At 68.9% G+C, this 25859-nt stretch carries 28 protein-coding genes; 13 read left to right on the top strand and 15 right to left on the bottom strand.

The features are described from left to right. Positions 1–34: 34 nt before the first annotated feature. From GXN78_RS15695 to GXN78_RS15685, 3 genes are all read left to right on the top strand, one after another. Complete coding sequence (locus GXN78_RS15695) at positions 35–706, top strand: TetR/AcrR family transcriptional regulator (protein WP_106556412.1); 672 nt, start codon at positions 35–37, stop codon at positions 704–706. 53 nt (positions 707–759) lie between these two features. Next, positions 760–2031, top strand: coding sequence for a branched-chain amino acid ABC transporter substrate-binding protein (locus GXN78_RS15690; protein ID WP_106556413.1), 1272 nt, complete (start codon positions 760–762; stop codon positions 2029–2031). 98 nt (positions 2032–2129) lie between these two features. Continuing rightward, on the top strand, positions 2130–5351 hold the full coding sequence (locus GXN78_RS15685; protein ID WP_106556414.1) for a cytochrome P450: 3222 nt from the start codon (positions 2130–2132) through the stop codon (positions 5349–5351). A 12-nt stretch (positions 5352–5363) separates the two neighbouring features. Here GXN78_RS15685 and GXN78_RS15680 read toward each other — a convergent pair whose 3' ends face one another. From GXN78_RS15680 to GXN78_RS15650, 7 genes are all read right to left on the bottom strand, one after another. Beyond that, the gene (locus GXN78_RS15680; RefSeq protein WP_106556415.1) at positions 5364–6326 is read right to left on the bottom strand and encodes a GNAT family N-acetyltransferase; all 963 of its coding nucleotides are present in this window, start codon (positions 6324–6326) and stop codon (positions 5364–5366) included. Between the two features lie 14 nt (positions 6327–6340). Then, complete coding sequence (locus GXN78_RS15675) at positions 6341–6871, bottom strand: hypothetical protein (RefSeq protein ID WP_204162228.1); 531 nt, start codon at positions 6869–6871, stop codon at positions 6341–6343. Between the two features lie 10 nt (positions 6872–6881). After that, positions 6882–7247: a VOC family protein gene (locus GXN78_RS15670; RefSeq protein ID WP_106556464.1), complete on the bottom strand. Its 366-nt coding sequence runs from the start codon at positions 7245–7247 to the stop codon at positions 6882–6884. 43 nt (positions 7248–7290) lie between these two features. Continuing rightward, complete coding sequence (locus GXN78_RS15665) at positions 7291–8064, bottom strand: alpha/beta fold hydrolase (RefSeq protein ID WP_106556416.1); 774 nt, start codon at positions 8062–8064, stop codon at positions 7291–7293. A gap of 75 nt (positions 8065–8139) precedes the next feature. After that, positions 8140–8772 carry a TetR/AcrR family transcriptional regulator gene (locus GXN78_RS15660; protein ID WP_106556417.1) on the bottom strand — a complete coding sequence of 211 codons (633 nt, stop codon included), beginning with the start codon at positions 8770–8772 and terminating at the stop codon, positions 8140–8142. A gap of 25 nt (positions 8773–8797) precedes the next feature. Continuing rightward, entirely contained in the window at positions 8798–9265 is a 468-nt protein-coding gene (locus GXN78_RS15655) for a phasin family protein (protein WP_106556418.1), read from the bottom strand. Between the two features lie 51 nt (positions 9266–9316). After that, positions 9317–9868 (bottom strand): hypothetical protein, encoded by a 552-nt coding sequence (locus GXN78_RS15650; RefSeq protein WP_181360532.1) that lies wholly within the window; start codon positions 9866–9868, stop codon positions 9317–9319. A 310-nt stretch (positions 9869–10178) separates the two neighbouring features. On the opposite strand from GXN78_RS15650, the gene GXN78_RS15645 reads away from it, so the two are divergent. Then, entirely contained in the window at positions 10179–11777 is a 1599-nt protein-coding gene (locus GXN78_RS15645) for a wax ester/triacylglycerol synthase family O-acyltransferase (protein WP_106556420.1), read from the top strand. On the opposite strand, the gene selD is transcribed toward GXN78_RS15645, so the two are convergent. Together selD and senB are read right to left on the bottom strand one after the other, a co-directional pair. Next, complete coding sequence (gene selD, locus GXN78_RS15640) at positions 11767–12828, bottom strand: selenide, water dikinase SelD (RefSeq protein WP_106556421.1); 1062 nt, start codon at positions 12826–12828, stop codon at positions 11767–11769. The two genes, GXN78_RS15645 and selD, sit on opposite strands and share 11 nt — an antisense overlap. Positions 12829–12855: 27 nt before the next feature. After that, entirely contained in the window at positions 12856–13818 is a 963-nt protein-coding gene (senB, locus tag GXN78_RS15635; RefSeq protein WP_106556422.1) for a selenoneine biosynthesis selenosugar synthase SenB, read from the bottom strand. 28 nt (positions 13819–13846) lie between these two features. Here senB and senA point away from each other — a divergent pair, with 28 nt between their 5' ends. The 6 genes from senA to rocF are packed head-to-tail and all read left to right on the top strand — an operon-like array spanning position 13847 to position 19380. Beyond that, a complete protein-coding gene (gene senA / locus GXN78_RS15630; RefSeq protein WP_106556423.1) occupies positions 13847–15037 on the top strand; it encodes a selenoneine synthase SenA in 1191 nt (396 codons plus the stop codon). 32 nt (positions 15038–15069) lie between these two features. Then, positions 15070–15939 carry a putative selenate ABC transporter substrate-binding protein gene (locus GXN78_RS15625; protein ID WP_181360533.1) on the top strand — a complete coding sequence of 290 codons (870 nt, stop codon included), beginning with the start codon at positions 15070–15072 and terminating at the stop codon, positions 15937–15939. Between the two features lie 13 nt (positions 15940–15952). Next, entirely contained in the window at positions 15953–16783 is an 831-nt protein-coding gene (locus GXN78_RS15620) for an ATP-binding cassette domain-containing protein (RefSeq protein ID WP_106556425.1), read from the top strand. Next, the gene (locus GXN78_RS15615; RefSeq protein WP_106556426.1) at positions 16780–17628 is read left to right on the top strand and encodes an ABC transporter permease subunit; all 849 of its coding nucleotides are present in this window, start codon (positions 16780–16782) and stop codon (positions 17626–17628) included. The genes GXN78_RS15620 and GXN78_RS15615 overlap by 4 nt, the downstream gene beginning before the upstream one ends. Continuing rightward, a complete protein-coding gene (gene phnE, locus GXN78_RS15610) occupies positions 17625–18443 on the top strand; it encodes a phosphonate ABC transporter, permease protein PhnE (RefSeq protein ID WP_106556427.1) in 819 nt (272 codons plus the stop codon). The genes GXN78_RS15615 and phnE overlap by 4 nt, the downstream gene beginning before the upstream one ends. 19 nt (positions 18444–18462) lie before the next feature. Continuing rightward, positions 18463–19380, top strand: a complete 918-nt coding sequence (gene rocF, locus GXN78_RS15605) for an arginase (RefSeq protein ID WP_106556428.1) — start codon at positions 18463–18465, stop codon at positions 19378–19380. A 6-nt stretch (positions 19381–19386) separates the two neighbouring features. On the opposite strand, the gene GXN78_RS15600 is transcribed toward rocF, so the two are convergent. Together GXN78_RS15600 and GXN78_RS15595 are read right to left on the bottom strand one after the other, a co-directional pair. After that, positions 19387–19584, bottom strand: a complete 198-nt coding sequence (locus GXN78_RS15600) for a hypothetical protein (RefSeq protein ID WP_106556429.1) — start codon at positions 19582–19584, stop codon at positions 19387–19389. Between the two features lie 139 nt (positions 19585–19723). Beyond that, on the bottom strand, positions 19724–20101 hold the full coding sequence (locus GXN78_RS15595; RefSeq protein WP_106556430.1) for a VOC family protein: 378 nt from the start codon (positions 20099–20101) through the stop codon (positions 19724–19726). A 204-nt stretch (positions 20102–20305) separates the two neighbouring features. Between GXN78_RS15595 and GXN78_RS15590 the strand changes: the two genes are divergently transcribed. After that, the gene (locus tag GXN78_RS15590; RefSeq protein WP_106556431.1) at positions 20306–20536 is read left to right on the top strand and encodes a hypothetical protein; all 231 of its coding nucleotides are present in this window, start codon (positions 20306–20308) and stop codon (positions 20534–20536) included. Between the two features lie 7 nt (positions 20537–20543). Here the strand turns inward: GXN78_RS15590 and GXN78_RS15585 are convergent, their stop codons facing one another. The 3 genes from GXN78_RS15585 to GXN78_RS15575 all read right to left on the bottom strand — a co-directional run bounded on the left by GXN78_RS15585 (position 20544) and on the right by GXN78_RS15575 (position 23153). Further along, positions 20544–21167, bottom strand: a complete 624-nt coding sequence (locus GXN78_RS15585; protein WP_106556432.1) for a DUF2242 domain-containing protein — start codon at positions 21165–21167, stop codon at positions 20544–20546. A gap of 97 nt (positions 21168–21264) precedes the next feature. Next, on the bottom strand, positions 21265–21885 hold the full coding sequence (locus tag GXN78_RS15580) for a nucleoside/nucleotide kinase family protein (protein ID WP_106556433.1): 621 nt from the start codon (positions 21883–21885) through the stop codon (positions 21265–21267). Continuing rightward, on the bottom strand, positions 21882–23153 hold the full coding sequence (locus GXN78_RS15575; RefSeq protein ID WP_106556465.1) for a Glu/Leu/Phe/Val dehydrogenase: 1272 nt from the start codon (positions 23151–23153) through the stop codon (positions 21882–21884). The genes GXN78_RS15580 and GXN78_RS15575 overlap by 4 nt, the downstream gene beginning before the upstream one ends. A 184-nt stretch (positions 23154–23337) precedes the next feature. Between GXN78_RS15575 and GXN78_RS15570 the strand changes: the two genes are divergently transcribed. After that, positions 23338–24033, top strand: a complete 696-nt coding sequence (locus tag GXN78_RS15570; protein WP_146163032.1) for a hypothetical protein — start codon at positions 23338–23340, stop codon at positions 24031–24033. Positions 24034–24087: 54 nt separating this feature from the next. Here the strand turns inward: GXN78_RS15570 and GXN78_RS15565 are convergent, their stop codons facing one another. Further along, positions 24088–24777 carry a YggS family pyridoxal phosphate-dependent enzyme gene (locus tag GXN78_RS15565; RefSeq protein WP_106556435.1) on the bottom strand — a complete coding sequence of 230 codons (690 nt, stop codon included), beginning with the start codon at positions 24775–24777 and terminating at the stop codon, positions 24088–24090. A gap of 38 nt (positions 24778–24815) precedes the next feature. Here GXN78_RS15565 and GXN78_RS15560 point away from each other — a divergent pair, with 38 nt between their 5' ends. Next, positions 24816–25859, top strand: coding sequence for a type IV pilus twitching motility protein PilT (locus GXN78_RS15560; RefSeq protein WP_106556436.1), 1044 nt, complete (start codon positions 24816–24818; stop codon positions 25857–25859).

Here is a 25859-nt window from a genome sequence, read left to right as displayed (position 1 = left end):
GCCATGGCCGCATGGTGCTTCAACAATCCTACCCATGGGTATAACCTCGGCGACACCGCACAAACCCTCTGCGCGCATCGACCTGCCACAGGGCACCGGTCGCCAGCGTGCCGCCACCGCGGGCACCGACGTGCAGCGCGAGCGCATCCTGCAGGCGGCCGCGCAGCTCTTCGCGGCGCAGGGCTACGCCAACACGACCATGGCGCAGATCGTTCGCGCCCTCGACGTCACCAAGCCCTTCGTCTACTACTACTTCCGCGACAAGCAGGAGATCTTCGAGACGCTCTCGTGGCAGCCCGCGGTCGACTGCTTCACCTCGCTGGACTTCGCCGAAGGCGATCAGCGGCCCGCGGTCGAGAAGGTCAAGGAAGGCATCGAGCGCCTGATCAGCGCCACGGTGGCCCACCACCCCTGCGCCTTCTTCCCCTACCGCGAGCCGCAGGTGTACCGGCCCGAGTACGTCGCCGCGCAGAAGAAGCTGGCCCACCATTTCTACGATCGGCTCTGTCCGCTCCTCGAGGAGGCGCGGCGCGACGGCGACCTGGACTTCCGCGAGACCAAGATCACCGCGCTGGCCGCGCTCAGCCTGCCCGGCTTCCTCTACAGCTGGTACCGGCCGGAGGGCCGGCTCCCGCCGGACGAAGTGGTGGCCGAGCTGACGCAGCTCGCATGGCGCGTGCTGGGCCTGCGCGAGCGCGGCGGCTGAGCCCCGGCGCTGCGCCCTTCCCTTTTCTTCCACCCTACTTCCGGAGACAAGCCATGAGGTTCTCTTTCGCCTTCGCGCCGCTGGCCGCCGCGGCGCTGCTCGCGGCCGGCACGGCCCAGGCCCAGGCCCAGGCCCAGGCCCAGCAGACCTACAAGATCGCCTACATCGATCCGCTCTCGGGCCCCTTCGCGAACGTGGGCGAGCTGATGCTCACGCACACGCAGTACGCGATCGAGGACATCAACGCCAAGGGCGGCGTGCTCGGCGGCACGAAGCTGCAGCTGCTGCAGTTCGACAGCAAGCTCTCGGCGCAGGAGAGCCAGAGCGCGCTGCAGGCCGCGATCGACCAGGGCGCGCAGGCGATCGTGACCGGCGGCTCGGGCTCCTCGGTGGTGACGGCGCTGGTGCAGTCGGTCAACCGCTGGAACCAGCGCAACCCGGGAAAGGAGCTGATCGTGCTCAACCACTCCTCGATCGACCCCGAGATGACCGGCAAGGGCTGCAGCTTCTGGCATTTCCAGACCGAAGCCAACACGGCGATGAAGATGAAGGCCCTGGCCAACTACATCAAGAAGACACCGGATATCAAGAAGGTCTACCTGCTCAACCAGGACTACGCGCACGGCAAGCAATGGGCCAGCTACGGCCGCCAGCTGGTGGGCCTGGCGCGGCCCGACGTCCAGTTCGTGGGCGAGGCGCTGCATCCCATCGGCCGCGTGAAGGACTTCTCGCCCTACCTCGCGAACGTGAAGCAGGCCGGCGCCGACACGGTGATCAGCGGCAACTGGGGCCAGGACATGACGCTGCTGCTCAAGGCCGCCGGCGATGCCGGCTACAACCTGCGCTACTTCAACCACAGCGCCGGCTCGGTGCCGGGCACGGTGCTTGCCGTGTCGCAGGCCAAGCTGGGCCAGTTGACCTGGGTGGCCGAATGGCATCCGGGCCAGGCCGACTCGCCCAAGGCCGACGCGCTGGCCAAGGCCTACAAGGCCAAGACCGGCAAGGACTTCCTGGCGCCGCGCATCGAGTTCACCCCGCGCCTGCTGGCCGCGGCGATCGACAAGGCCGGCAGCACCGACACCACCAAGGTGGCGCGCGCGCTGGAAGACATGAGCTTCGATTCGGTGGTCGGCCCGGTGCGCATGCGCGCGGAAGACCACCAGCTGCTGCTGCCGCAGGTGGTCAACACCATCGCTCCGGTGGACGACAAGGCGGTCAAGGTGGGCTGGGAAGGCACGAACTACGGCTTCCGCACCGACGCGGTCTATACGGGCAACGAGCTGGCGCAGGGGACGGAATGCAGGATGGTGCGGCCGGCATCCTGATGCTTCCGCGCTAAGGGATAGCCCTGCCTGCCGGGCGGGGCGGCATCAGGATACTGCGATGTCGCTCGCAAAGGGCTGACCGGAGGTTGAAGAACACCATGGCAGGCAAGAACCCCCTCTACCCGATCCCGCATCCCGCGCGGAAACCCTTCGTCGGCAACATCCTGTCGATCGGCTCCGAGTCGCCGGTGCTCGACATGTGGAAGATCGCCCAGGACCTGGGCGAGATCTACTGGCTCGACATGCCGGGCATGCCGGTGATCGTGGTCTCCTCGGCCGCGCTGGTCGACGAGCTGTGCGACGAGAAGCGCTTCGACAAGAGCACCAAGGGCACGCTGCGACGGCTGCGCGCGCTCTCGCACGGGCTGTTCACGTCCGATACCCACGAGTCGACCTGGTCGAAGCCGCACAACATCCTGCTGGCCAACTTCAGCCAGCGCGCGATGCAGGCCTACCACCCGATGATGCTGGACATCGCCGAGCAGCTGGTGACCAAGTGGGAGCGCCTGAACTTCGACGAGGAGGTGGACGTGGTGCGCGATATGACCGCGCTCACGCTCGACACCATCGGCCTGTGCGGCTTCGGCTACCGCTTCAACTCCTTCTACCGCGAGGGCTTCCATCCCTTCGTCGACGCGATGGTGCGCACGCTGGAGACGGTGCAGAACCGGCGCGGCATTCCGCTCGAGGAGCTGATGCTCAAGAAGGAGCTGGCACAGCAGCGCAAGGACATCCGCTTCATGCACAAGATGGTGGAGGACATCATCCAGGAACGGCGCCAGAGCGGGGCCGACATCGCGACCAAGCCTGACCTGCTGAGCTACATGATCGCCGGCGTGGACAAGAAGACCGGCGAGCGCCTGGACGACCGGCAGATTCGCGACGAGTGCATCGAGTTCCTGATCGCGGGCCACGAAACCACCAGCGGCCTGCTGTCCTTCGCGCTCTACTTCCTACTCAACAACCCCGAGGCGATGGCCAAGGCCCAGGCCGAGGTCGACCATGTGTTCGGTCCCGATCCCACGGCGAAGCCCACCTACGCGCAGGTCAATCGGCTGGTCTACGTGCTGCAGGTGCTGAAGGAATCGCTGCGCATGTTCCCGACCGCACCGGCGATCGCGATGGCCGCGAAGGAAGACACGACCATCGGCGGCCAGTACACCATCAAGAAGCGCAACATGGTGATCATGCATGCGCTCGCGCTGCACCGCGACAAGGCGGTGTGGGGCGAGGATGCGGACCGCTTCAACCCCGATCACTTCAGCCGCGAGGCCGAGCGCGAGCGGCCGGTCAACGCCTTCAAGCCCTTCGGCAACGGGCAGCGCGCCTGCATCGGGCGGCAGTTCGCGCTGCAGGAGGCGGTGCTCACGCTGGGCATGATCCTGCAGCGCTTCGACCTGGTCGACCACACGGGCTACAAGCTGAAGATCCGCGAGGCGCTCACGATCAAGCCGGAGGGATTCAAGATCCGGGCGGTGCCGCGCGATCCCGCCACGCGCTCGCGCACAGACGCGGCCGTCGCGCAACCGGTGCAAACCGCGGCCGAGCGGCCCGCTGCCCCCCGACCGCAAGTCGCGCGCCACGGCACCCCGCTGCTGGTGCTGCAGGGCTCCAACCTCGGCAGTGCCGAGGACCTGGCACGCCAGCTGACCGAAGTCGCCGAGATGCGCGGCTACTCCACCCAGCTCGCGTCCCTGGACGACTACGCCGAGCGGCTACCCGCCGAGGGCGCGGTGGCCATTGTCTGCGCCTCGTACAACGGCATGGCGCCCGACAACGCGGCCGAGTTCTATCGCTGGCTGGACCAGGCCGACGATTCGCTCAAGGGCGTGCGCTTCAGCGTCTTCGGCTGCGGCAACACCGACTGGGCCTCCACCTACCAGGCAGTGCCGCGGCGCATCGACGAGCGCCTGGCCGCGCTGGGAGCGACCTGCATCCACGTGCGCGGCGAAGGCGACGCGCGCGAGGACATGGACGGCGCTTTCCAGGACTGGAGCGATGCGCTGTGGCCACAGCTCGCGAAAACCTTCGAGCTGAAGGCTGTCGATTCGGCGCCCTTGCAGAGCGAACCGCTCTACACCTTGGAAGAGATGCCGCCGCCGCAGAAGAACGGGCTGGTCGACGCGCTGGGCGCGGTCGGCATGCGCATCCTTCAGAACCGCGAGCTGCAGATCGGTGGCGATCTTGTCAACAACGGCCGCTCCACCCGGCACGTGGAGCTGCAGCTTCCCGAAGGCGTCAGTTATCGCGCCGGCGACCACCTGAGCGTGGTGCCGCGCAACGGCGCGGCACAGGTGGAACGCGCCATGGCGCGCTTCGGCTTCGACCGCAGGGCCCATGTGCGGCTGCAGGCCACGCCGGGACGCAAGGCCGCCCTGCCGGTGGACGAAGTGATCGCGGTCGACCGCCTGCTCGGCGACTACGTCGAGCTGCAGGACGTGGCCACGCGCAAGCAGATCGGGCAGCTCGCAAGCCATGCGCAATGCCCCTTCACCCGGCCCAAGCTGGAGGCCTTGTCGGGTGCCGACGAGGCCTCGGCCGCGCTCTACAAGAGCGAGGTGCTGCACAAGCGCAAGTCGGTGCTCGACTTGCTGGAGGAGTTCCCGGCCTGCCAGCCGCCCTTCGCGGTGTTCCTGGAAATGCTGTCGCCGCTGTCGCTGCGTTACTACTCCATCTCCTCCTCGCCGGCGGTCGATGGCGGGCGCTGCAGCGTCACCGTGGGCGTGGTGGCCGGGCCGGCGCGCTCCGGGCTCGGCAGCTTCGAGGGCGTGTGCTCCAACTACCTGGCACGCGCCGAGGCCGGCGAGCTGGTGCATGGCGTGGTCCGCGAGACCACGGCCGAGGGCTTCCGCCTGCCCGAGGACCCGCAGCGGCCGCTCATCATGGTCGGCCCGGGCACCGGCCTCGCACCCTTTCGCGGCTTCCTGCAGGAGCGCGAGGCGCAGATCGCCAAGGGCACGGCGCCGGGCGAGGCCCTGCTCTTCTTCGGCTGCCGCCATCCCGAGCAGGACTTCATCTACGCCGACGAGCTGAACGGCTGGGCCGAGCGCGGCGTGGTGCGGCTTCACACCGCCTTCTCGCGTGCCGGCGAGCGCAAGGTCTATGTGCAGGACCGCATCCGCGAGCAGGCGGCCGAGGTCTGGCGGCTGCTGGACCAGGGCGCGATCGTCTACGTGTGCGGCGACGGCTCGCGCATGGAGCCCGACGTGCGGCGCGCGCTGTCGGACATCGCGCGCGAGCATGGGCAGGACGGCGAGGCCTGGCTGGAGCGCATGATCGCCGACAAGCGCTACGTGCTGGACGTGTGGGCCGGCAATTGAGGCCCGCGCAGGTCAGGCGCGCTTGCGCGCCGTGACCTCGATCTCGATCTTCATCCGCGGGTCCGCCAGCCCGGCCGAGATCATCATCGCGGCCGGCCTGGATTCGCCGAAGTACTTGCGCAGCACGGGCCAGCAGGCGGGGAAGTCGTCCGCCCTGGGCAGCACGTAGGTGACGCGCACCACATCGGCGAAGGAGGCGCCGGCCTCGGCCAGGGCCGCGCCGATGTTCAGCAGGCATTGCTCGGCCTGCTCCACGACGCCGTCGCGGATGGTCATGGTCGCGTAGTCGAAGCCGGTGGTGCCGGAGACGAACACCCACTCGCCGTCCACCACGGCGCGGGAATAGCCGATCTCCTGCTCGAACGTCGAGCCGGAGCTGATGAGTCTGCGTGTCATGGGCTTGCCTGCGAAGTCGAGGGGTTGCGATTCTCGCGCGGCCGCGCGTGCTGCCGAAGCAGGGGCCGGCCTGTCGGCATCTTGCAGCACATAGCGGATCTCCTGGACCTGTGCGCCGCCCATCGCGAATGTCCGGGCGGAGGCCCTCTCCGGCTCGAAACCAGCCGCAGAATAGAAACGAATGGCACGCTGGTTGCCGGTGAGCACCCACAGGCTGATCCTCGCCGCGCCTCGCGCAGCCATCGCCGCTCTCGACGTCAACCATAGCTGCCGCCCCGCGCCCGTGGACCAATGGCTCGGCGCGAGATAGATCGCCCAGAGCTCATGGTCGGAGGACGCCGCGCCGCTATCTCGACAGATGCCGAAGGCCGAAAAGCCGACGATCCGATCGTCCACGTCGGCCACGAGCAGGGACGGCTCTCCCTTCGCGAGCGACTCGGCCCACATCGCCTGCCGTTTCTCGACGGACAGGGCATCCAGGAATGCGTGCGGCAGCAGATCGCGGTAGGCGCACTGCCACGACTGCACATGGACTTCGGCGATGGCGCGTGCGTCGGCGAGTAGCGCGGGGCGGATCACGCTCGTGCTCTCTCTCAAGCGGCGCGGGCAGCCCGCGCGAGACGTGATCGCGCCGCGTGCAGGAGCACGCGGGAATAGAGCTTGTGAAACCCGAGCAAGGCCTTGAAGAGAAAGCCCATCCTGGCCTCGCCGGACGCCTTGTCCACGACGGGCACCACGGCCGAGCCGAAGTACAGGCGCGTGGAGGACGGGCCGCTGCCGCCGGGCGCCTGCGCCACCATCAGCCACGAGCGCGTGCGACCGGCAAGGTCGCACATCAGCAGTTGATCGTCCGTCCGCGCCTCCACCTTCCAGGCGGAAAAGGTGTCTCGTTCGCCGGCAGCGAGCTGCCTCACCTGCGCGTCCGTCGATGGCCTGGATGCCAGCCGGGCGAGCAGGAATCTCTCGAGCTTGAACACGGCGCCCGTATAGAAGGCCTCGACGTAGGCCGCGTGTGACACGACGCCGGCAATGTCGGTCGTGTAGCAGTCCGCATAAGCGCCGCCGTGCGCATACCTTGCGAGCAGCGCCTGATTCGGCAGTTCGCAGGGTTGGATGGAGGACACGGCGTTTGGGCTACTCCGGCCTGTGGCACACGGCCTCGACGTTGTGTCCGTCAGGCCCGATGACGAAGGCGCCGTAATAGTTGGCGTGGTAATGCTCGCGCAGCCCCGGTGCGCCGTTGTCCTTGCCGCCGGCGGCCAAGGCCGCCTCGTAGAACTGACGCACCTGCTCGCGGTTCTCGGCCGCAAAGGCGAGATGGATGGGGCCGGGACTGGGGCCGAAGGAACCGATCCAGAACTGCGGCCTGCCGGGTCGCCCGAGCATCACCCAGCCTTCGTCTTCCATTGCAGCGCCGATGCCGAGCGGCGCCAGCGCCTGGAGATAGAAGGCCTTGCTGGCCTGCAGATCACTCACGTTGAAGCCGATGTGGTCGAAGATCATGGGCACCTCCATCCAAAGCAGCTTGCCACAAGACTCTCGCCTATTCCGGCCGCCCCGGATCCGGATACACCAGCGGCCCCCACAGCTTGCGATCGAAAGGCTTCCACTGCCCCTCCGGCTGAGCCAGCCGATCCGCCAGCGCATAGAGGACCGCGGGATGGGCGCCCAGGCCCAGGTGGCTGGCGATCACCTCGATGTTCTCCGACTGCGGCCCGGGCTCTTCCACGCTGCAGCGCCACGCGACCACGCCGTCGCTGCGGCTGAAGATGGACGTGGTGGGCACCGGCGGCGTGGGGCGCACATGCTTCATGCGCCGCGGGTCTTCCGAGCTCTGGCCGCTCACGCCCTCGTAGATCCGCCATGCGTTCGTGGCACGCGAGCTGCCTGTGAAGGGGCTGCCCAGCGTGACCACGCTGCGCACCCATTGCGGATGGCGCGCGGCGAGCAAGCGGGCATAGACGCCCCCCAGGCTCCAGCCGATCAGGCTGACCTTGCGGCCGCTCTCGGCATGCAGGGCTTCGAGCTTGGCGATCATGCCGTCCTCGATGCCCTCGCGCGGACCGAAGTTGCGCCCCAGGCCCCAGCCATGGGCGTCGTAGCCGCGGCCTTCCAGGTAGCGCCGCAGCAGCTTGGTCGACATGTCGCTGGCCACCAGGCCGGGCAGCACCAGCACGGGATGGCCGTCGCCGCGCGGCGTGAGCTGCAGCAAGGGCCACAGGGCCAGGGCGGCGCCGGCCTCCCAGAGGGCGCGCCCTTCGGCCAGCAGCAGCAGGCGCGAGGGCGGATCGACGGGGTCTTGGGTGGCTGCCATCATGAATATCTCCTTTGTCGTCGTTATGGGTGACCATGCATCTGCGGCAGTTCCGGGTTCGCCGGACGGCGCGTTCGCTTATCCGAGGTATTTGCCACGCAAGTAATCAAGGTAAGCCCTCGATTCCCTGGAAACATAGGGGGAAACCAGCGTCAGCGTGTAGAAGGCCGCCAGCCCCGGATCGGCCTGCTGCAGCGCATCGCGCCCCGGAACCAGCCGCTCGAAGGAGAGCCAGCAGGTGGTGGTGAAGACCATCTGCAGCGCGAGCATTTGCGCCTCTTCGGCTGTCGCCTGGATGACACCGGCGGCCCGCAGCGCCTCGCACAGCGATTGCGCGGCCAGCAGGTTCTGCGCCGTGAGGGCCTGCGCCCGCTGGCCCAGCGCCGGGTATTCGCCCGCCAGGAAGGCCATGTCGCGGTAGACGAAGCGGTAGGCGTCGATGGCCTCGAAGCGCAGGTGCAGCGCGAGCCACAGGTCGTCGATGGCGCGAACGGTGTCGGAGGAAGCGTTGAGCAGTTCCAGCTGCTCCTCGAAGCGCCGGAACAGGCGATCGACGATCAGCTGCTTGGCCTTGAAGTGGTAGTGCAGGTTGCCGGGGCTCATCTCGAGCTCGGCCGCGATGCGGTGCGTGGACACGGCCGCGAGCCCCTGCGCGTTAAACAGCGCCAGGCTGGTCTGCAGGATGCGCTCGCGCGTGTTGATGCTGGCCACGGGCTCTGGGCTCGACCGGTGGCGCTCAGCGCTTGCGCTGTCCCGATTCGATGCGCGCCAGGTGTTCGAGCAGCAGCTTCATCTGGTCGCGCAACTCCTGGATCTCCTGCGCCGTCGGCATGCCCAGCCGCTGCATCGCGGTGGCGACGCGCTGGTCGAAGACGTCTTCGAACTTGCGGATGCCGAAGCTCTCGAGCCCGAAGCCGCGCGGCGGCGCATCGCCTTTGGGCTGGCTCATGCCGAGCAGGCTCTCGATGACATTGGTCTGGCGCTTGACCACGTCGTCGCGCACGTTGCCCAAGGCCTTCAGGCCGGCGCGCAGCAAACCCTGCGCGCCGGCCTTTGAATCGGGGGCCACGGCCTTCTTCGCGGGGGCCGCCTTCTTGCGCGGCACAGCCTTCCTGGCCGGCGCCGTCTTCTTGGCCGGGGCCTTCTTGCCGGCCGCAGCCGCCTTCTTCTTCACGCTGACAGTTTCATCGCGGCGAGTCGCCATGCGTTGCTCCAGGACAGGTCAATTCGAAAGGCGGCCGGCCCGCCGTGGGGCTCAGGCGGCCTTGCGCGCAGTGCGGACCGGGCGGCGCACGGCCGTGCGGGCCTTGGCCTTCACGGTCTTGACCGGCGTCGCTTCTTCCGTGCTGCCCGCCACGCGGCTTTCGATCTGCTTGGCGCCGGCGGCAATGCGGTCGGCGATCTGCACCGAGACCGTAGCGATCGGCTGGTTCAGGGTGCCCAGGGCCTGCAGGACCGAGCTGCCCAGCGGCGACTCGATGCGGGCCGCGGCGTTGGCGACCGTCTCGATGCCGCTGGTGGTGGTGCCGGCGATGCGGTCCATCACGGCGACGACGCGGCCGGTGTCGATGTCGAGGCGGTTGGCCAGGAAGCCGTTGACCTTCTCCTGCGCGCCGATCAGGCGGGCCTTGAGCGTCTCGCTCACCAGCGGCAGCTGACGGGCGTTGAGGAACTCGCTGGTGCGCGAAGCGGCGCCGTTCAGCAGGCGATGGGCGCCGGCGCGGTAGGCGCCGACCAGGGTCTTGCCGGCATCGTTGTACTGGCCGACCACGTGGAGGGCGGCGCTGGAGATGTTTTGCGTGGACATGATGATTTCCTTGAAGTGGGATGGGACACATGACGCCGGGAACCGATCCCGCCATCACTCGCGTCATGGTTCCGACGCGATGGCCTCATCTTCTTCGCAAAGCCCTAGGCCTGAAAAACTAGAACCGTCGGATAGTTAGGCCAACTGCCCCAATTTCTTCAAAGCCCCGCGATGCTACGACGAGCGGGACGTCGCTCTACCCCTCCGAGCCCCGGGCTTACCCGCTATCCGGGCCTTCGCGCATTGCGGATCATTTTCCCTCGCTCCAATCGCGCACCACGCGCCCACGACAACACGGGAACCCATCCGAATGAAACACCTGAGCGGCCTGGACGCGACCTTCCTGCACACCGAGACCCCCGAGACGCCGATGCACGTCGGCGGCCTGCACCTGCTGGAGCTGCCTGCGGACTACAAGGGCGACTACTACGAGGACGTGCAGGCGCATATAGCGAGCCGCATGCACCTGTCGGAGATCTTCACGCGCAAGCTCGCGCTGATGCCCTTCGAGCTGTCGAACCCCGTCTGGGTGGAGGACGAGGACGTGGACCTCGACTACCACGTGCGCCGCGTCACGCTGCCGCGGCCCGGCACGCTGCGCCAGCTCGAGCAGTACGTGGGCCGCCTGCATTCGACGCTGATGGACCGCAGCCGCCCGCTGTGGGAGTTCTACGTGATCGACGGGCTGCAGGGCGGCAAGGTCGCGATGTATTCGAAAGTTCACCATGCGGGCATCGACGGCCAGGCCGGAAGCGCTTTCGCGCAGGCCATCATGGACCTGGAGCCGCATCCCGAGCCGGTCAAGGCGCCGCGCCAGAAGGCGCGCCGCAACAACCGCTACCAGCTGGGCGTGGCCGAGCTGGCCGGCGCGGCGCTGAGCAACACGCTACAGCAGTACATGAAGCTGGTGAAGACCTTCCCCGACATGGCGCGCGCAGTGCAGAGCCTGATCGTGCCGCAGCCCCGCAGCGAGGGCACGAGCCTCTGGCAGCAGCCGAAGAACCTCAATCTGCTGGGCCCGCGCACGCCGCTCAACGTGGCCATCACCAACCAGCGCGCCTACGCGGTGCGCTCGATCCCGCTGGCCGAGGTCAAGCAGGCCGGCAAGAAGCTGGGCGCCAGCCTCAACGACGTGGTGATGGGCATCTGCGCCGGCGCGCTGCGCCGCTACCTGGCGGACCACGGCAAGCTGCCGAAGAAGCCGATGACCGCGGCCATCCCGGTGACGCTGCGCGCGCCGGGCGACACCTCGTCGAACAACCAGGTATCGATGACGGTGATGACGCTGGCGACCGACGTGGCCGACCCGATCGAGCGCATCGCGCGCATCCGCGAGTCCTCCACCGCGGCCAAGAACCTGATGGGCAACATCAAGGCCGCGATCCCCACCGACTTCCCCTCCTTCGGCGCACCCTGGCTGATGTCGGGCCTGGCCTCGATGTACGGCCGCTCGCGGCTGGCGGACCGGCTGCCGCCGGTGGCCAATGTGGTGATCTCCAACGTGCCGGGCGCGCAGGCCGCGCTCTACTTCGCGGGCGCGAAGCTCTTGACCTACTACCCGGTGTCGATCCCGGCCCATGGCATGGCGCTCAACATGACGGTGCAGAGCTACAACGGCAGCCTGGACTTCGGCCTGATCGCCTGCCGCCGCGCGGTGCCCGACGTGGACGTGATCGCGGACTACCTGCTCGTCGAGCACCGCGAGATCCTGGCGCGCGTCAAGGCGCTCGAACCTGCGCAAGCCGCGGACGCGGCCAAGCCTGCGCCACAGTCACAGCCGGTCGAAGTGGTGGCAGTTGCAAAGCCCAAGGCGCGCAAGACGCCGGCGCGAAAGGCCGCGCCCGCCAAGGCCGCCGCTCCGCGCAAGACTCCGGCCCGCCGCGGCGCGGCCGCTGCCGCTACGCGTTGACGCGCAGGCCGGCCGGCCCGGCCTCCATGCGGCCGATCACGCAGGCGGCCTCGAAGCCCTGTTCGTGGAAGAGCGCCAGCACCTGCGGCACGCGGTCCGGCGCACAGCTCACGAGCAGGCCGCCCGAGGTCTGCGGATCGCTCAGCAGGTCCTGCGCCACGGGCGGCAGCGCGGCATCGAGCCGCACCTCGGCGCCGTAGCCGGCCCAGTTGCGGCCCGAGGCACCGGTCACGAAGCCCTCGGCCGCCATCTGGGCGACACGGGGCAGGAGCGGCACCTGCGGCCAGTCGATCACCGCCTGCAGCCCGGCGCCGCGCGCCATCTCCAGCGTGTGGCCAGCCAGACCGAAGCCCGTCACATCGGTCAGCGCATGCACGCCCTCGAGCGCAGCCAGCGCGATGCCGGGCTTGTTGAGCCGCGTGGTGTTGGCAATCAACTGTGCATAGCCCTCGGCGTCGAGCTTTTCCTTCTTGAGCGCCGCCGAGAGCACGCCCACGCCCAGCGGCTTGCCGAGCACCAGCACGTCGCCGGCCTTCGCATCGGCGTTGCGCCTGACCCGCTTGGGATGCACCAGCCCCATCACGACCAGCCCGTAGATCGGCTCGACCGAGTCGATGGTGTGGCCGCCCGCGATCGGGATGCCGGCCTCGCGGCACACGGCCTGGCCGCCGCGCACCACCTCGCCGATCACCTCCAGCGGCAGCTGGTTGACCGGCATCGCCACCAGCGCCAGCGCCATGATCGGCGTGCCGCCCATGGCGTAGACATCGCTGATGGCGTTGGTCGCGGCGATGCGGCCGAAGTCGAACGGGTCGTCGACGATCGGCATGAAGAAGTCGGTGGTGGCGATCAGCGCCTGCTCGTCGTTGAGCTGGTAGACCGCCGCGTCGTCGGCAGTCTCGATGCCGACGAGCAACTCGGGCGGGATGATGCCGCTGCCGCTGTTTCGCAGGATCTCCGACAGCACGCCCGGCGCGATCTTGCAGCCGCAGCCGCCGCCGTGGGAGAAGCTGGTGAGACGGAGGGCGGAGGCAGTGCTTCGATCGTTCATGGTGTCTCGCTTTCGGGGTCTGGCCGATTATGGTGGTGCGAGCAGGTCGCGCAGCAGGCGCCGCACGCATTCACGTTCGGACTCACGGGTGAACAAGGGCTCGCGCAGGGCGCACTGCGCCGCCAGCCTTTTGGCGAAGGCCGGCTCGGCCGCAAAGCGTTCCATCAGGGCCGCCAGTGCCGCGTCGTCGCCGGCCGGAAAGCAGCCTTCGTAGTCCGCGCCCAGCAGCCCCAGGTTGCCGCCGATGCGGCTGGCCAGCACCGGCACGCCCGAGCGCACCGCCTCGATCACCACCTGCGCGCCGCCCTCGATCCGGCTCATGTGCACCAGCGCGCGGCCGCGTGCGATCCAGCGCCGCGTGGCGTCGGGCGGGAGCCCGCCGAACCAGCGATAGTGCGGGCATTCGGCCATGGTGCGGCGCGCCGCCTCGCCGAGCTCGGGCACCAGCGCGTCCCCGATGTGGACGATGCGGACCCGCGTTGCCGCGGGCAAGCGGCGCACGGCGTTCATGAGAGTGAGCGGGTCCTTCTCTTCGCGCAGATGCCCGACCGCAACCAGGTTGAAGCTGTGGACCGCCGCGCCTTTGCGCAGCCGGCCGGCTGACTGCAGGATCACGCGGGTCTTCGCGCGCTCGGCCGGCCCGAGGCGATCGAGCGCATCGGGCTGCAGCACCACCAGTTGGCTGGCACACTGCAGCGAATGCCGAGCAGCCTCGTTCTCTTCGATGTCGCGGTACACGTCGGTGCCGGTCAGGACCAGCGCGACCGGGCAGGCCGGGCGCGCCGCATGCAGGCGCGCTATCGCCTCGGCGGAGCGGCGGGCATGCAGGGCGATCATCGCGTCGCAGGCCATGCCGTTCCAGGCGCGCGCGATCTCGACCTCGGCCACGCCCGAGAGAAACCGGCCCCAGCGCGAAGCGGTGCGCCAGTTGCCGTTGTTCGCATCCGCCAGCGCGGGCGAGACGATCAGAATCCGAGGCTTCTTGTTCATCGGCGCATTCTGTCAGGGCGATATCGCCATGGCTGACGCACGCACCCTCGCCGGCGAAGCGCTCGCGGCTGCGCTGCGCGAATGCCGCGCGCGCACGCGCGCCTGGACCTTCGACCTGAGCGATGCGCAATGGCAGGTGCCGCGCCAGGCCGGTGTGAACCTGGTCGCCTGGGAGCTGTCGCACCTCGCCTGGTTCGGCGAGTTCTGGGTGCTGCGCGGCCCGCACGCGGTCGATGCGCAAGGCCATGTGCAGGCCAGCCGGCCGGCGCGCATCGCCGGGCCCGACGCCCTGTTCGACTCGGCCCGGCTGGCCCACATCGCCCGTTGGTCCGTGGCCCTGCCCACGCGGGACGAGATCGACGCGCGCCTCGATGCGCAGCTCGAGGCCTGCCTGGCCGCGCTCGCGCAATGCGAGGACAGCGACGAAGCCCTGTACTTTCATCGCCTGGCGCTGTTCCACGAAGACATGCACGACGAGGCCTTTGCCTGGCTGCGCGCGACGCTGGGCTACCCCGCGCCTGTCGGCCTGGCAGAACCGCCGCGCCTGGCCGAAGCGCCCGCCATCGAGCTGCCTGCCGCACAGGCTTGCATCGGTTGGCCCGCGACGCGCGACGGCTTCGCCTTCGACAACGAGCTCGGCGAGCATCCCGTCGCCCTGGCCGCCTTCGAGATCGACGCCACGCCGGTCACGGCCGGCCGCTACCTGCGCTTCGTGGAAGCCGGCGGCTACGCCAATCCGGCCTTCTGGCCCGCCGAGGCGGGGCGCTGGCGCGCGACGCAGCCCCGCAGCCACCCCGCGCGCTGGAGGCGCGTCTCCCGCGTCTTGCAGCAATGGGAGACCCGCTGGTTCGACCGCTGGCTGCCGCTCGACCCCGAGCAGTCCGTGATCCACGTCAGCGCCTGGGAGGCCGAGGCCTACGCGCGCTGGGCCGGCCGCCGCCTGCCCACGGCCGCCGAATGGGAGCACGCGGCCGCCACCCAGCCCGCCTTCGCCTGGGGCCGCAGCGTGTGGGAATGGACCGCCAGCACCTTCACGCCCTACCCCGGCTTTGCCCCCGGCCCTTACCGCGACTACTCGGCCCCCTGGTTCGGCGACCACCGGGAGCTGCGCGGCGGCGCCTTCGCCACCCACGCGCGGCTGCACGATCCGCACTACCGCAACTTCTTCCAGCCCGGCCGCAACGATGTCTTCGCCGGCTTCCGCACCGCGGCTACTTAAACTGCAGCCCTCTTCCCTTCGCCATGCCCATCATGAAACGACAACAGTTCCTCCAGACCACCCTCTTCTGCCTGCTGGGCCTGGCCGCCGGACTGCCGGTGCATGCGCAGAGCATCACGACGCTGCGCGTGTCGGCCATCCCCGACGAGGCGCCGACCGAGCTGCAGCGCAAGTTCAAGCCGCTGGGCGAGTACCTGAAGAAAGAGACCGGCCTCGACGTGCAGTTCACGCCCGTCACCGACTACGCCGCCGTGGTCGAAGGCCTGGCCACGAACAAGATCGACATGGCCTGGCTCGGCGGCTTCACCTTCGTGCAGGCCAAGCTGCGCACCGGCGGCGCGGCCGTGCCGATCGTGCAGCGCGCGGAGGACGAGAAGTTCACCAGCAAGTTCATCGTGCCGGCCGACAGCAAGGCGAAGACGCTGACCGACCTGCGCGGCGCCACCTTCGCCTTCGGCGCGCCGTCCTCGACCTCGGGCCACCTGATGCCGCGCCATTTCCTGGCGCAGGCCGGCATCAACCCCGAGAAGGACTTCAAGACCGTCGCCTTCTCGGGCGCACACGATGCGACGGTGGCCTTCGTGGCCTCGGGCCGGGCCGAGGCCGGCGTGCTGAACGCCTCGGTGATGGACAAGCTCGCCGAGTCGGCCAATCCGAACGCCGCCAAGGTGCGCGTGCTCGCGACCACCGCGCCCTATTACGACTACAACTGGACCGTGCGCCCCGGGCTCGACGCCGCGACCACGAAGAAGCTGGCCGACGCCTTCCTCAAGCTCGACGCGGCCAATCCGGCGCACAAGGAGATCCTCGATCTGCAGCGCGCCTCGAAGTTCATCCCGACCCAGGCCTCGAACTACGACGGCATCGAGGCGGCGGCGAAGTCGGCCGGGCTCATCAAGTAGGCGGGCCGCGCCGTTGACCGCCGAAGCCGCGCTGGCGCTGGAGGATGTCGGCCTGGTCCATGCCAACGGCCAGCGCGCGCTGCAGGGGGTGACGCTGCGGGTCGCGCCGGGTGCGCGCGTGGCCGTCATCGGCCCCTCGGGCGCGGGCAAGACCAGCCTGCTGCGCATCGCGGCCACCGCGCTGCGCGCCAGCGAAGGCCGCGTCGAGCTGCTGGGCGCGCGGCCCTGGCAGCTGCGCGCGCGGCCGCTGAAGGCGCTGCGCGCGCGCATCGGGCTGATCCACCAGGCGCCGCCGATTCCGCCGCGGCTGCGCGTCATCACCGCGGTGCTGGCGGGCCGGCTGGGTGCCTGGTCAGGCGGGCGCGCCCTGGCCTCGCTGCTGGTGCCGGCCGACATCGCCGGCGCGCAGGCCGTTCTGGCCCGGCTGGACCTGGCCGACCGGCTGTTCGACCGCTGCGACCGGCTCTCCGGCGGCCAACTGCAGCGCGTGGGCATGGCGCGCGTGCTCTACCAGGCGCCCGAGCTGCTGCTGGCCGACGAGCCGGTGTCGGCGCTGGACCCGGCGCTGGCCGACCTGGCGGTGGGCGAGCTGATCGCGCAGAGCCAGGCCACGGGTGCCACGCTGCTCGCATCGCTGCACGCGGTGGATCTGGCGCTGAAGTGGTTCGACCGCATCGTCGGCCTGCGCGCGGGCGTGGTGGTCTTCGACGCGCCGGCCGCCGAGGTCAGCCCCGGCATGCTGCACGAGCTCTACGCCACCGAGGGCAGCCTGCTGCCGACCCAGGCCCACGGCTTCGACCTCGAGGGCGCCCGCGCGCGCCCCTTGCCCACCGCCTGCCGATGAGCGCCGCCCGGCCGCCCGAAGGCGCGAAGGCCGCTTTGCGCGACCCGCTCGCCCGCCGGCGCCTGGGCGCTCTGCTGCTCGCGCTGGTGGTGCTGTGGCCGATGCTGGTCATCGCCGAGTTCAAGCCCCAGGCGCTGCTGACGCCCGGCAGCCTGCGCGTGATGGGCGGCTTCCTGGCCGGCTTCCTGCCGCCGGCGCTGTCGGCCGATTTCCTGGGTCTGCTGGCGCACGCCACCTTGCAGACCCTCGCGATGGCAACCGCGGGCACGGCGCTCGCCTTCGTGCTCGCGGTGCCGCTGGCCTTTGCGGCGGCACGGTCGCTGTCGATCTCGCGCATCGGCCCGGGCCCCGGGCGATGGCGCGGGCAAGCGATGCGCACGGCCGTGCGCGGCGTGCTCACCGTGCTGCGCGCCATTCCCGAGCTGGTGTGGGCGCTGCTGCTGGTGCGAGCCTTCGGCCTGGGACCGGGGGCCGGCGTGCTGGCGCTGGCGATCACCTACGGCGGCATGCTCGGCAAGGTCTACTCGGAGATCCTCGAGTCGGGCGACACGCGTCCCGCCCGGGCGCTGCTCGAAGCCGGCAGCGGGCGGGTCGCCGCGCTGTGCTACGGCCTCCTGCCGGGCGCGGCGCAGGAGCTGGCCTCCTATACCGTCTACCGCTGGGAGTGCGCAGTGCGCGCCTCGGTGGTGATGGGCTTCGTCGGCGCCGGCGGGCTGGGCCAGCTGATGGACCAGTCGATGAAGATGCTCAACGGCGGCGAGGCGTGCAGCATCCTGATCGTGTTCCTGCTGCTGGTTCTCATGGCAGACGCCTTGAGCGCCCTGTTGCGAAAGTGGCTGGCATGAACCCGACCCGCCCCACCGCCACCGAACGCGCGCGCGCCGCCGGGCCCTGCCTCGGGTGCCTGCTCGCCGGCGCCGCGATCCTGCTCGCGGTGATCGCCAGCTTCCTCTACCTCGGCATCGACTTTCGCGCCCTGGCGGCGCGCGAGTCGCTGGCCTCGATGGGAAAGTTCGTGGCCGAGTTCTTTCCGCCCGACCTGTCGCGCGACTTCCTGGCCAAGACCGCCTGGGGCGCACTGCAGACGCTCGCGGTCTCGGCGCTGGGCACGCTGCTCGCGATGCTGGGCGGCGCCGCGCTGGCGCTGCCGGCTTCGGGCCGCTTCGGCCCGGCGCTGCGGCATGCCTCGCGCCTGGCGCTGAATCTGCTGCGCAGCGTGCCCGAGCTGGTGTGGGCCGCGCTGATGGTGCTGGCGGCCGGGCTCGGCCCCTTCGCCGGAGTGCTGGCCCTGGCGCTGCACACCAGCGGCGTGTTCGGCCGGCTGTTCGGCGAGACGCTGGAGAACGTGCCACCCACGCCCGAGCGCGCGCTGCGCGACGCCGGCAGCGGCGCGGTCGCGGCCTTCGCCTACGGCAGCCTGCCGCTGGCATGGCCCCAATGGCTGGCCTATGCGCTGTACCGTTGGGAAATGAATATCCGCATGGCCGCCGTGCTCGGCTTCGTCGGCGCCGGCGGGCTGGGACAGATGCTGTACTTTCATCTTTCGCTGTTCCAGCAGGCGCAGTCGGCGACCGTCATCGGCGCCATGTTCGTGCTGGTCTTCATCGTGGACACTGCGAGCGGCCGGCTTCGGCGCGGCCTCGTCCCCGCCCACGCATGACCCTTCCGGAGATTCACCCATGAGCACCTTCACCACGGTCGAGCTGATCGGCGCCCCCACCGACATCGGCGCCAGCGTGCGCGGCGCCGGCATGGGGCCGGACGCACTGCGGGTGGCGGACATCGCTGGCACCCTCTCGCGCCTGGGCTTCGAGATCGTGGACCGCGGCAACCTCGCGGGCCCGGCCACGCCCTGGGCCGAGCCGGCCAACGGGCTGCGCCACCTGGACGAAGTGGTCACCTGGAACCGCTCGGTCTACGCGGCCGTCGACCAGGCGATGGGCGCCGGCCACCTGCCGCTGCTGATGGGGGGCGACCACTGCCTCGCGATCGGCTCGATCAGCGCCATCGCCTGGCATGCACGCCGGCGCGGCAAGAAGCTGCGCGTGCTGTGGCTGGATGCGCATTCGGACGTCAACACCGAGCGCACCAGCCCCAGCGGCAACATCCACGGCATGCCGGTCGCCTGCCTCCTGGGCCACGGGCCGGAGGCGCTGAGCGGGTGGAGCGGCGAAGCCGCGGCGCTGGAGCACGATGCGATCCGCTTCCTCGGCATCCGCAGCGTCGACGCGGAGGAGAAGGCGGCGATCCGCGCGCTGGGCCTGAACGTCTTCGACATGCGCCACATCGACGAGCACGGCATGCGCACGACCATGACCGAGGCGCTGCAGGACATCGGCGAGGACACCCACTTGCACGTGAGCTTCGACCTCGACTGCCTGGACCCCGACTACGCGCCGGGCGTGGGCACCGGTGTGCGCGGCGGGCCGACCTGGCGCGAGATGCAGTTGTGCATGGAGATGATCGCCGACACCGGCCGCCTGGCCTCGCTCGACGTCGTCGAGCTCAACCCCGCGCTGGATGTGCGCAACCGCACGGCGGAAGTGGCGGTAGAGCTGATCGAGAGCCTGTTCGGCAAGTCGACGCTGGTGCGCTGAGGCGTGTCAGGCCAGGCGCGCGAACACGCTGGGGAACACGCGCACCGAGATGCCGAGGGTGCGCCGCACGGCGACGTCTTCCAGCCGCGCCCATTCAGTGGACGAGACCAGGGGCTGGCCGGTTTCGGGCAGCGTGCCGGCATTGCTTTCTTCCAGGCTCCGGGCCCAGTCGTCGAAAGCGCGCTTCAGGTGGTAGGGGATCAAGGGGATCTCCGTCGAGGAACAAGATGAGTGAAGCGTATCGGCCGCCCTCTCGAAACGGGAGTGAATAAGTCACCGAAGAAAACTAAACACTGAGCGCAAAAACGCGATCTCGCATGCGCTTAGAACCTTTGATTTCTTTTTACTGGTTGATGAGGTTGAGGATGTTGCCGTCGGGGTCCTTGAACCACGCGACCTTCATCTCGCCCGCGACATGGATGTCGCCTTCGAGCCGCGTGTCGGGCATGTCGTAGTGCTCGAATCGCACGCCCTTGGCCTTGAGTTCGCTGACCAGGGCCTCGATCTCGTCGCCGACGGCCCAGGTGACGGCGGTCGCCTGGTTGGTGCCCGCGTACTTCGAGCAGTAGACGTTGAGCGTCGAAACGCCGCTCTGGAAGACGACCATGTCGTCGCCCTCGGTCTCGATCGGCGTCAGTCCCAGCGTTTCCTCGTAAAACTTTCTTGCCCGGTCGAGGTCCTTGACCGCGAGGTTCGCGACGGCTTCCTTGTTTCCCAGCATGGCTTGCTCCTTATCGAGGGTGGTGACGTCAGTACACAACCAGTTGGCACCGTCCCACAGCGCAACCGTGAAGTCAATCGGCGGGGATGACGAGGTGCAAGCGCCGCAAAAGGCGGCGAAGCGTGAACTTTTCAGCGCCTCGAATGAGACACATAGTCTTACATTCTTAAGTACTCATTTCGAGTTCAGAGCGAGGAGCAAGACATGGATGTAAGGAAGATCGGCCTGGTGGTGGAACAACCGTTCGATGGGTCTTATTACTGGGTGATCCACGAGGACGTGCGCCACGACGGCCACTTCGAGGCGCTGCATCGCGCCGATCGCCCTTTCGCCACCTATGCCGCCGCACTGGCGCAGGGCTACGGGGTGATGCAACGCCTCTGCGGCCTGACCGGCCTGCCCGCCTACGCGGCGCGCGCGGTCCCGCTCTGCTGAACCCGAATCAGCCCCGCGAAGGCGACAGTGGCACCTCGCGCAGAGGTGCATCGTTGCTCGGCGCCGGCAGTGCGGGCGGCGCGACCGGCGTGCTCTGCACCGCCTCGGGCACGAGGAAGCGATCGATCAGGGCAAAGAAGCGATCGTAGAAGCGCTCCTCGGTCAGCGTCTCGCTGGCCACCTTGACCAGCGCATCGTCGCTCGAGGAGAAAGGCAGCGACAACGAACCCAGCGCGCCCACGCCCAGGCTGGCCGAGTTGTTGGTCTTCTTGAGGCTGTAGCGGTCCTGCAGCGCGCTGGCGAAGGCGATGGTGCTCGCACCGCCGCTGTCGCGCGCACAGACCACGCGCAACTCGACCTCCACGTGCACTTCGCTGGCCGGCTGGAAGCTCTTGCGGCCCGCCACCAGGTCGGCGTTGGCGGCAGTCACCAGGTAGCCCTGGCTCAGCAGCGCGCGGCGCGCAGCCTCGCAGGTCTCGGCCTGACTCGCGCGAAAGCTGCGCGTATGGGTGGTGGTCGAATCGAATTCCTCGGGGTCGTAGGTGACCTGCTTCGGAGAGGTGATGCCGCAGCCCGTGAGAACAAGCGTGAACAGCAGCGCGACGGCTGCGTGCGGAAGGGGAGGACGCATGAGAAAGAAGCCAATGTCGGGGATGCGGAATGCTAGCGGCGCTTGCCGCCTTGCGGTGCCCCGATTGGACGTCGCCGCGCCCCCGGTGTTCCCGGCCTCAATCGCCGATGCGGATCACGCGATGCGCCCGCTCGCGCGTGGCGGCGATGCGGCGCGCGTTGGGCTCGTCGGTCTGCGCGACCCACGCCCGCGCTTCCTCGGGACTGCGGCCGAACTGCTGATGGCGCAGTGCCAGGCGCTCCACGCGCAGCGCGTCGTCGACCTCCACGAACCAGACCTCGTCGAGCAGCGGCGCGACCTCGGCCCATGAGTCTTCCTGCAGCAGCAGGTAGTTGCCCTCGGTGATGACGAGCTGCGTCTGCGGCAGCACGGCGATGGCGCCGGCGACCGGCTCCTCGATTTCTCGCCGGAACTCGGGCGCATAGACGATCTCGTCGGCGCGCTGCCCGCGCACCCGCCGCAGCAGCGCCACGTAGCCGGCACTGTCGAAGGTGTCGGGCGCGCCCTTGCGCTCGGCCCGGCCCAGGCGCTGCAGCTCCACTTGCGCGAGATGAAAGCCGTCCATCGGCACCACCTGCGCGCGTCCCGGAAGGGCTTGCTCGAGCGCGCGTGCGAGCGTCGACTTGCCCGAACCGGGCGCCCCGACCAGGCCGAGCAGCCTGCGCCGGCCATCGGCCAGCAGCGACTCGAGACGGGCCAGGTCGGGCGCCAGGTTCACGGGTACAGGCCGCGCTCTTGCCGCGCCATCAGGATGCGCTCGCAGGCCACCGCGAAGGTCGCGGTGCGCAGCGTGATCCGGTGCTTGTCGGCCGTGTCCCAGATGTGGTTGAGCGCGTTCATCATGATGCGGTCCAGCCGCTGGTTGATCTCGTCCTCGTCCCAGAAGAAGGACGAGAAGTCCTGCACCCACTCGAAGTAGCTGACCGTCACGCCGCCGGCGTTGCAGATCACGTCGGGAACCACCAGCACGCCGCGCTCGGCCAGGATGTCGTCGGCCGCCGGCACGGTCGGGCCGTTGGCGCCTTCGAGCACGAGCCTGGCCTTGGTCTTCTGCGCGCGTTCGGCGGTGACTTGGCCTTCGAGGGCCGCCGGGATGAGGATATCGCAGGCCACGTCCCAGAAGGACTCGTTGGCGATCACGTCGCCGCCCTTGAAGCCGACCACGCCCTCGGTGCGCGCCAGCGGCAACAGGGTTTTCAGGTCGAGCCCGTTGGCGTTGACGATGGTGCCGGTGTGGTCCTGCACCGCGACGATCTTCGCGCCGGCCTCCGCAAACAGCTCCGCGGCCACCGAGCCCACGTTGCCGAAGCCCTGCACCGCGACGCGCGCGCCGCGCAGGTCCAGGCCCAGGCGGCGCGCCGCCTCGCGGCCGGTGACGAACACGCCGCGGCCGGTCGCCTTCACCCGGCCCAGCGAGCCGCCCAGGTGCAGCGGCTTGCCCGTGACCACGCCGGTGGCGGTGCCGCCGACGTTCATCGAGTAGGTGTCCATCATCCAGGCCATGATCTGGGCGTTGGTGTTGACGTCGGGCGCGGGGATGTCCTGCTGCGGGCCGATGATGATGCCGATCTCGCTGGTGTAGCGGCGCGTCACCTTCTCCAGTTCCTGCTGCGAGAGCTTCTTCGGATCGACGCGGATGCCGCCCTTGGCGCCGCCGTAGGGCAGGTTCACCGCGGCGGTCTTGACCGTCATCCAGGCCGACAGGGCCATCACTTCCTCCAGCGTCACGTCGGGGTGGAAGCGCACGCCGCCCTTGCCCGGGCCGCGCGACATGTTGTGCTGCACGCGGTAGCCCTCGAAGTGGGCGATGGTTCCGTCATCCATTTCGATCGGCACGTCGACGATCAGCGCGCGCTTGGGGCGCTTGAGCGTCTCGACCCAGCGGGACAGCTCGCCCAGGTAGGGCACCACGCGGTCCACCTGCGACAAGTAGGTGCCCCAGGGGCTGTTGGGGGTCGGTTGGACGTAGGACAGATCGGCGCTCATGGCACTCCAGGCGTTGTTGGGATGCCGCGCACGATAGTCGTGCCCGCGGCCCGCCGCCATGGTCTATGCACGATGCGTTGCGTCTTATGCGCTTGCGGCAAGCCGGCGCGCGCGCACAATTTCCGGCGGCGCGATGCCCATGCGCCACCTGTCTTGGACCCGGATCCCACCAAGAGGGCGACGCATGAAAGAGATTCTTGAACGACTCGCAGGATTGGTCCCGGCCTACTTCGAAGCGCTGCTTCCTCTGCTGACGGGCCCCAAGCGCTTCATCGCCGAGCGTCTGTCCGGCGATGCGTCGGCGATGCAGAAGGCCCTGGTCTTCCTCGCCGTTTCCTTTGCGATCGGCTGGGTTTTGAAGATGCCGCTGAGCCGGGGCGACCCCTTGCTCGAGCTCGGCGCCGATGCGGTTTTCGCCTTCGTGTACGTCGTGGCCTACGGCGTGGCGCTCTACCTGGCCTGGCGCATTGCGGGCGCAAGGAGCGGGCTCCAGCAATTCCTGACCATCCACTTCTACTACGCAGGCATTCTCCTGCTGCTCGCGACCGGTCTTTACCTGGGCACGATGGGCACCCTCAGGGCCGGCGACCCTGAACTGCTCAAGGAGATGCACGACGCCACTCACGCCGGCAAGCTGGCCACCTTCCTGCATGAAAACCTCCAGCGATTGATCGCCAGTCCAGCCTACAGGCTGTCGCTGCCGGTGCAGATCGCCGGCTTCGGCGCGATGCTCGCGTGGATTTTTGCCGGCTGGGGCGCCTACCGGCAGCTGAACCGGCTCTCGCGGCTGCGCTCCTTCGGTGCCGGCCTGCTGTTTCTGATCTTCTGTCTTCCCGTGACGGCCTTCGTGTTCGTGCTCGGGAACGCCCTCGTCAAGTAGGCCGCACGGCGCTCGGGATTGCCCCCCGGGCGCGAGATGCGCCCCGGTTTCCCACTACCCGCGCCCGCCGAAGATCGCGGTGCCGATGCGCACCATCGTGCTGCCGGCCGCAATGGCCGCTTCGAGATCCGCGGACATGCCCAGCGACAGCGTGTCGACCTCGAGGCCCGCGCCACGCATCTCCTCGAAGACGGCCGCGGCTCGCAGGAACAGTGCCCGCTGCGCCTCGAAGTCCGGCACCGGCTCGGGGATCGCCATCAGCCCGCGCAGTCGCAAGCGTGGCAAGGCCGCAACAGCCCGCGCCAGGGCCAGTGTTTCCCCGGGGGACACGCCGGACTTGTTGGCGCCGGCGTCCACATTGACCTGCAGGCAGACCTGCAGCGGCGGCAATTCCGCCGGCCGCTGCTCGGCCAGGCGCTCGGCGATCTTGAGTCGGTCGATGCTGTGCACCCAGTCGAAATGCGCCGCCACCGGCCGTGTCTTGTTGCTCTGCAGAGGGCCAATGCAGTGCCATTCGAGCCCGGCGCGCAGGTCGGACAAGCCCTCGATCTTGGCCACCCCCTCTTGCACGTAGTTCTCGCCGAAGGCAATCTGGCCGGCGGCACGGGCCTCGCGCACCGCCTCGGCCGGGAAGGTCTTGGACACCGCAAGCAAGCGCACGCTCGCCGGGTCTCGGCCGGCTGCCGTGCATGCCGTCACGATTCGGGCCTGAACTTGCTGGAGCTTGTCACCAATCATCGTCATAATCATCAAAACGTATCAAAACGTCACCGAGGAACTTCGTGGATATCACCCAACTGCTTGCCTTCAGCGTGAAGAACAAGGCCTCGGACCTGCATCTGTCGTCCGGGCTGCCTCCCATGATCCGCGTCCATGGCGACGTGCGGCGCATCAACGTCGACGCCCTCGACCACAAGGCGGTGCATGCCATGGTGTACGACATCATGAGCGACACGCACCGCAAGCACTACGAAGAGTTCCTGGAGGTCGACTTCTCCTTCGAGATCGACGGCCTCGCCCGCTTCCGCGTGAATGCCTTCAACCAAGCCCGCGGCGCGGCGGCAGTGTTCCGGACCATTCCCTCGAAGATCCTCACGCTGGAGCAGCTGAACGCGCCCAAGATTTTCGGCGACCTCGCGCTCAAGCCCCGCGGCCTGGTGCTGGTGACCGGCCCGACCGGCTCGGGCAAGTCCACCACGCTGGCTGCGATGGTCAACTTCCTCAACGAAACCGAGTACGGCCACATCCTGACGGTGGAGGACCCGATCGAGTTCGTGCACGAGTCGAAGAAGTGCCTGATCAACCAGCGCGAGGTCGGGCCGATGACCCTGTCCTTCGCCAACGCGCTGCGCTCGGCGCTGCGCGAGGACCCGGACGCGATCCTGGTCGGCGAAATGCGCGACCTGGAAACCATCCGTCTCGCGATGACCGCGGCCGAGACCGGCCACCTGGTGTTCGGCACCCTGCACACCTCATCGGCCGCCAAGACCATCGACCGGGTCATCGACGTGTTCCCCGGCGAGGAGAAGGAAATGATCCGCGCCATGCTGTCCGAGTCGCTGCAGGCGGTGATCTCGCAGACCCTGTGCAAGACCAAGGACGGCCAGGGCCGGGTGGCGGCGCACGAGATCATGCTGGGCACCTCGGCCATCCGCAACCTGATCCGCGAGGGCAAGGTGGCGCAGATGTACTCGTCGATCCAGACCGGCAGCGGCCAGGGCATGCAGACGCTGGACCAGTGCCTGACGGACCTCGTGCGGCGCAATGTCATTTCGGCCGCCGAGGCACGCGGCAAGGCGAAGATCCCCGAGAATTTCCCAGGCTGA

Origin of the sequence: Variovorax sp. WS11, from assembly GCF_010499245.1 — a bacterium.
In the GTDB taxonomy this organism is placed as follows: domain Bacteria; phylum Pseudomonadota; class Gammaproteobacteria; order Burkholderiales; family Burkholderiaceae_C; genus Variovorax.
This window is presented reverse-complemented; position numbering and strand designations above follow the sequence as displayed.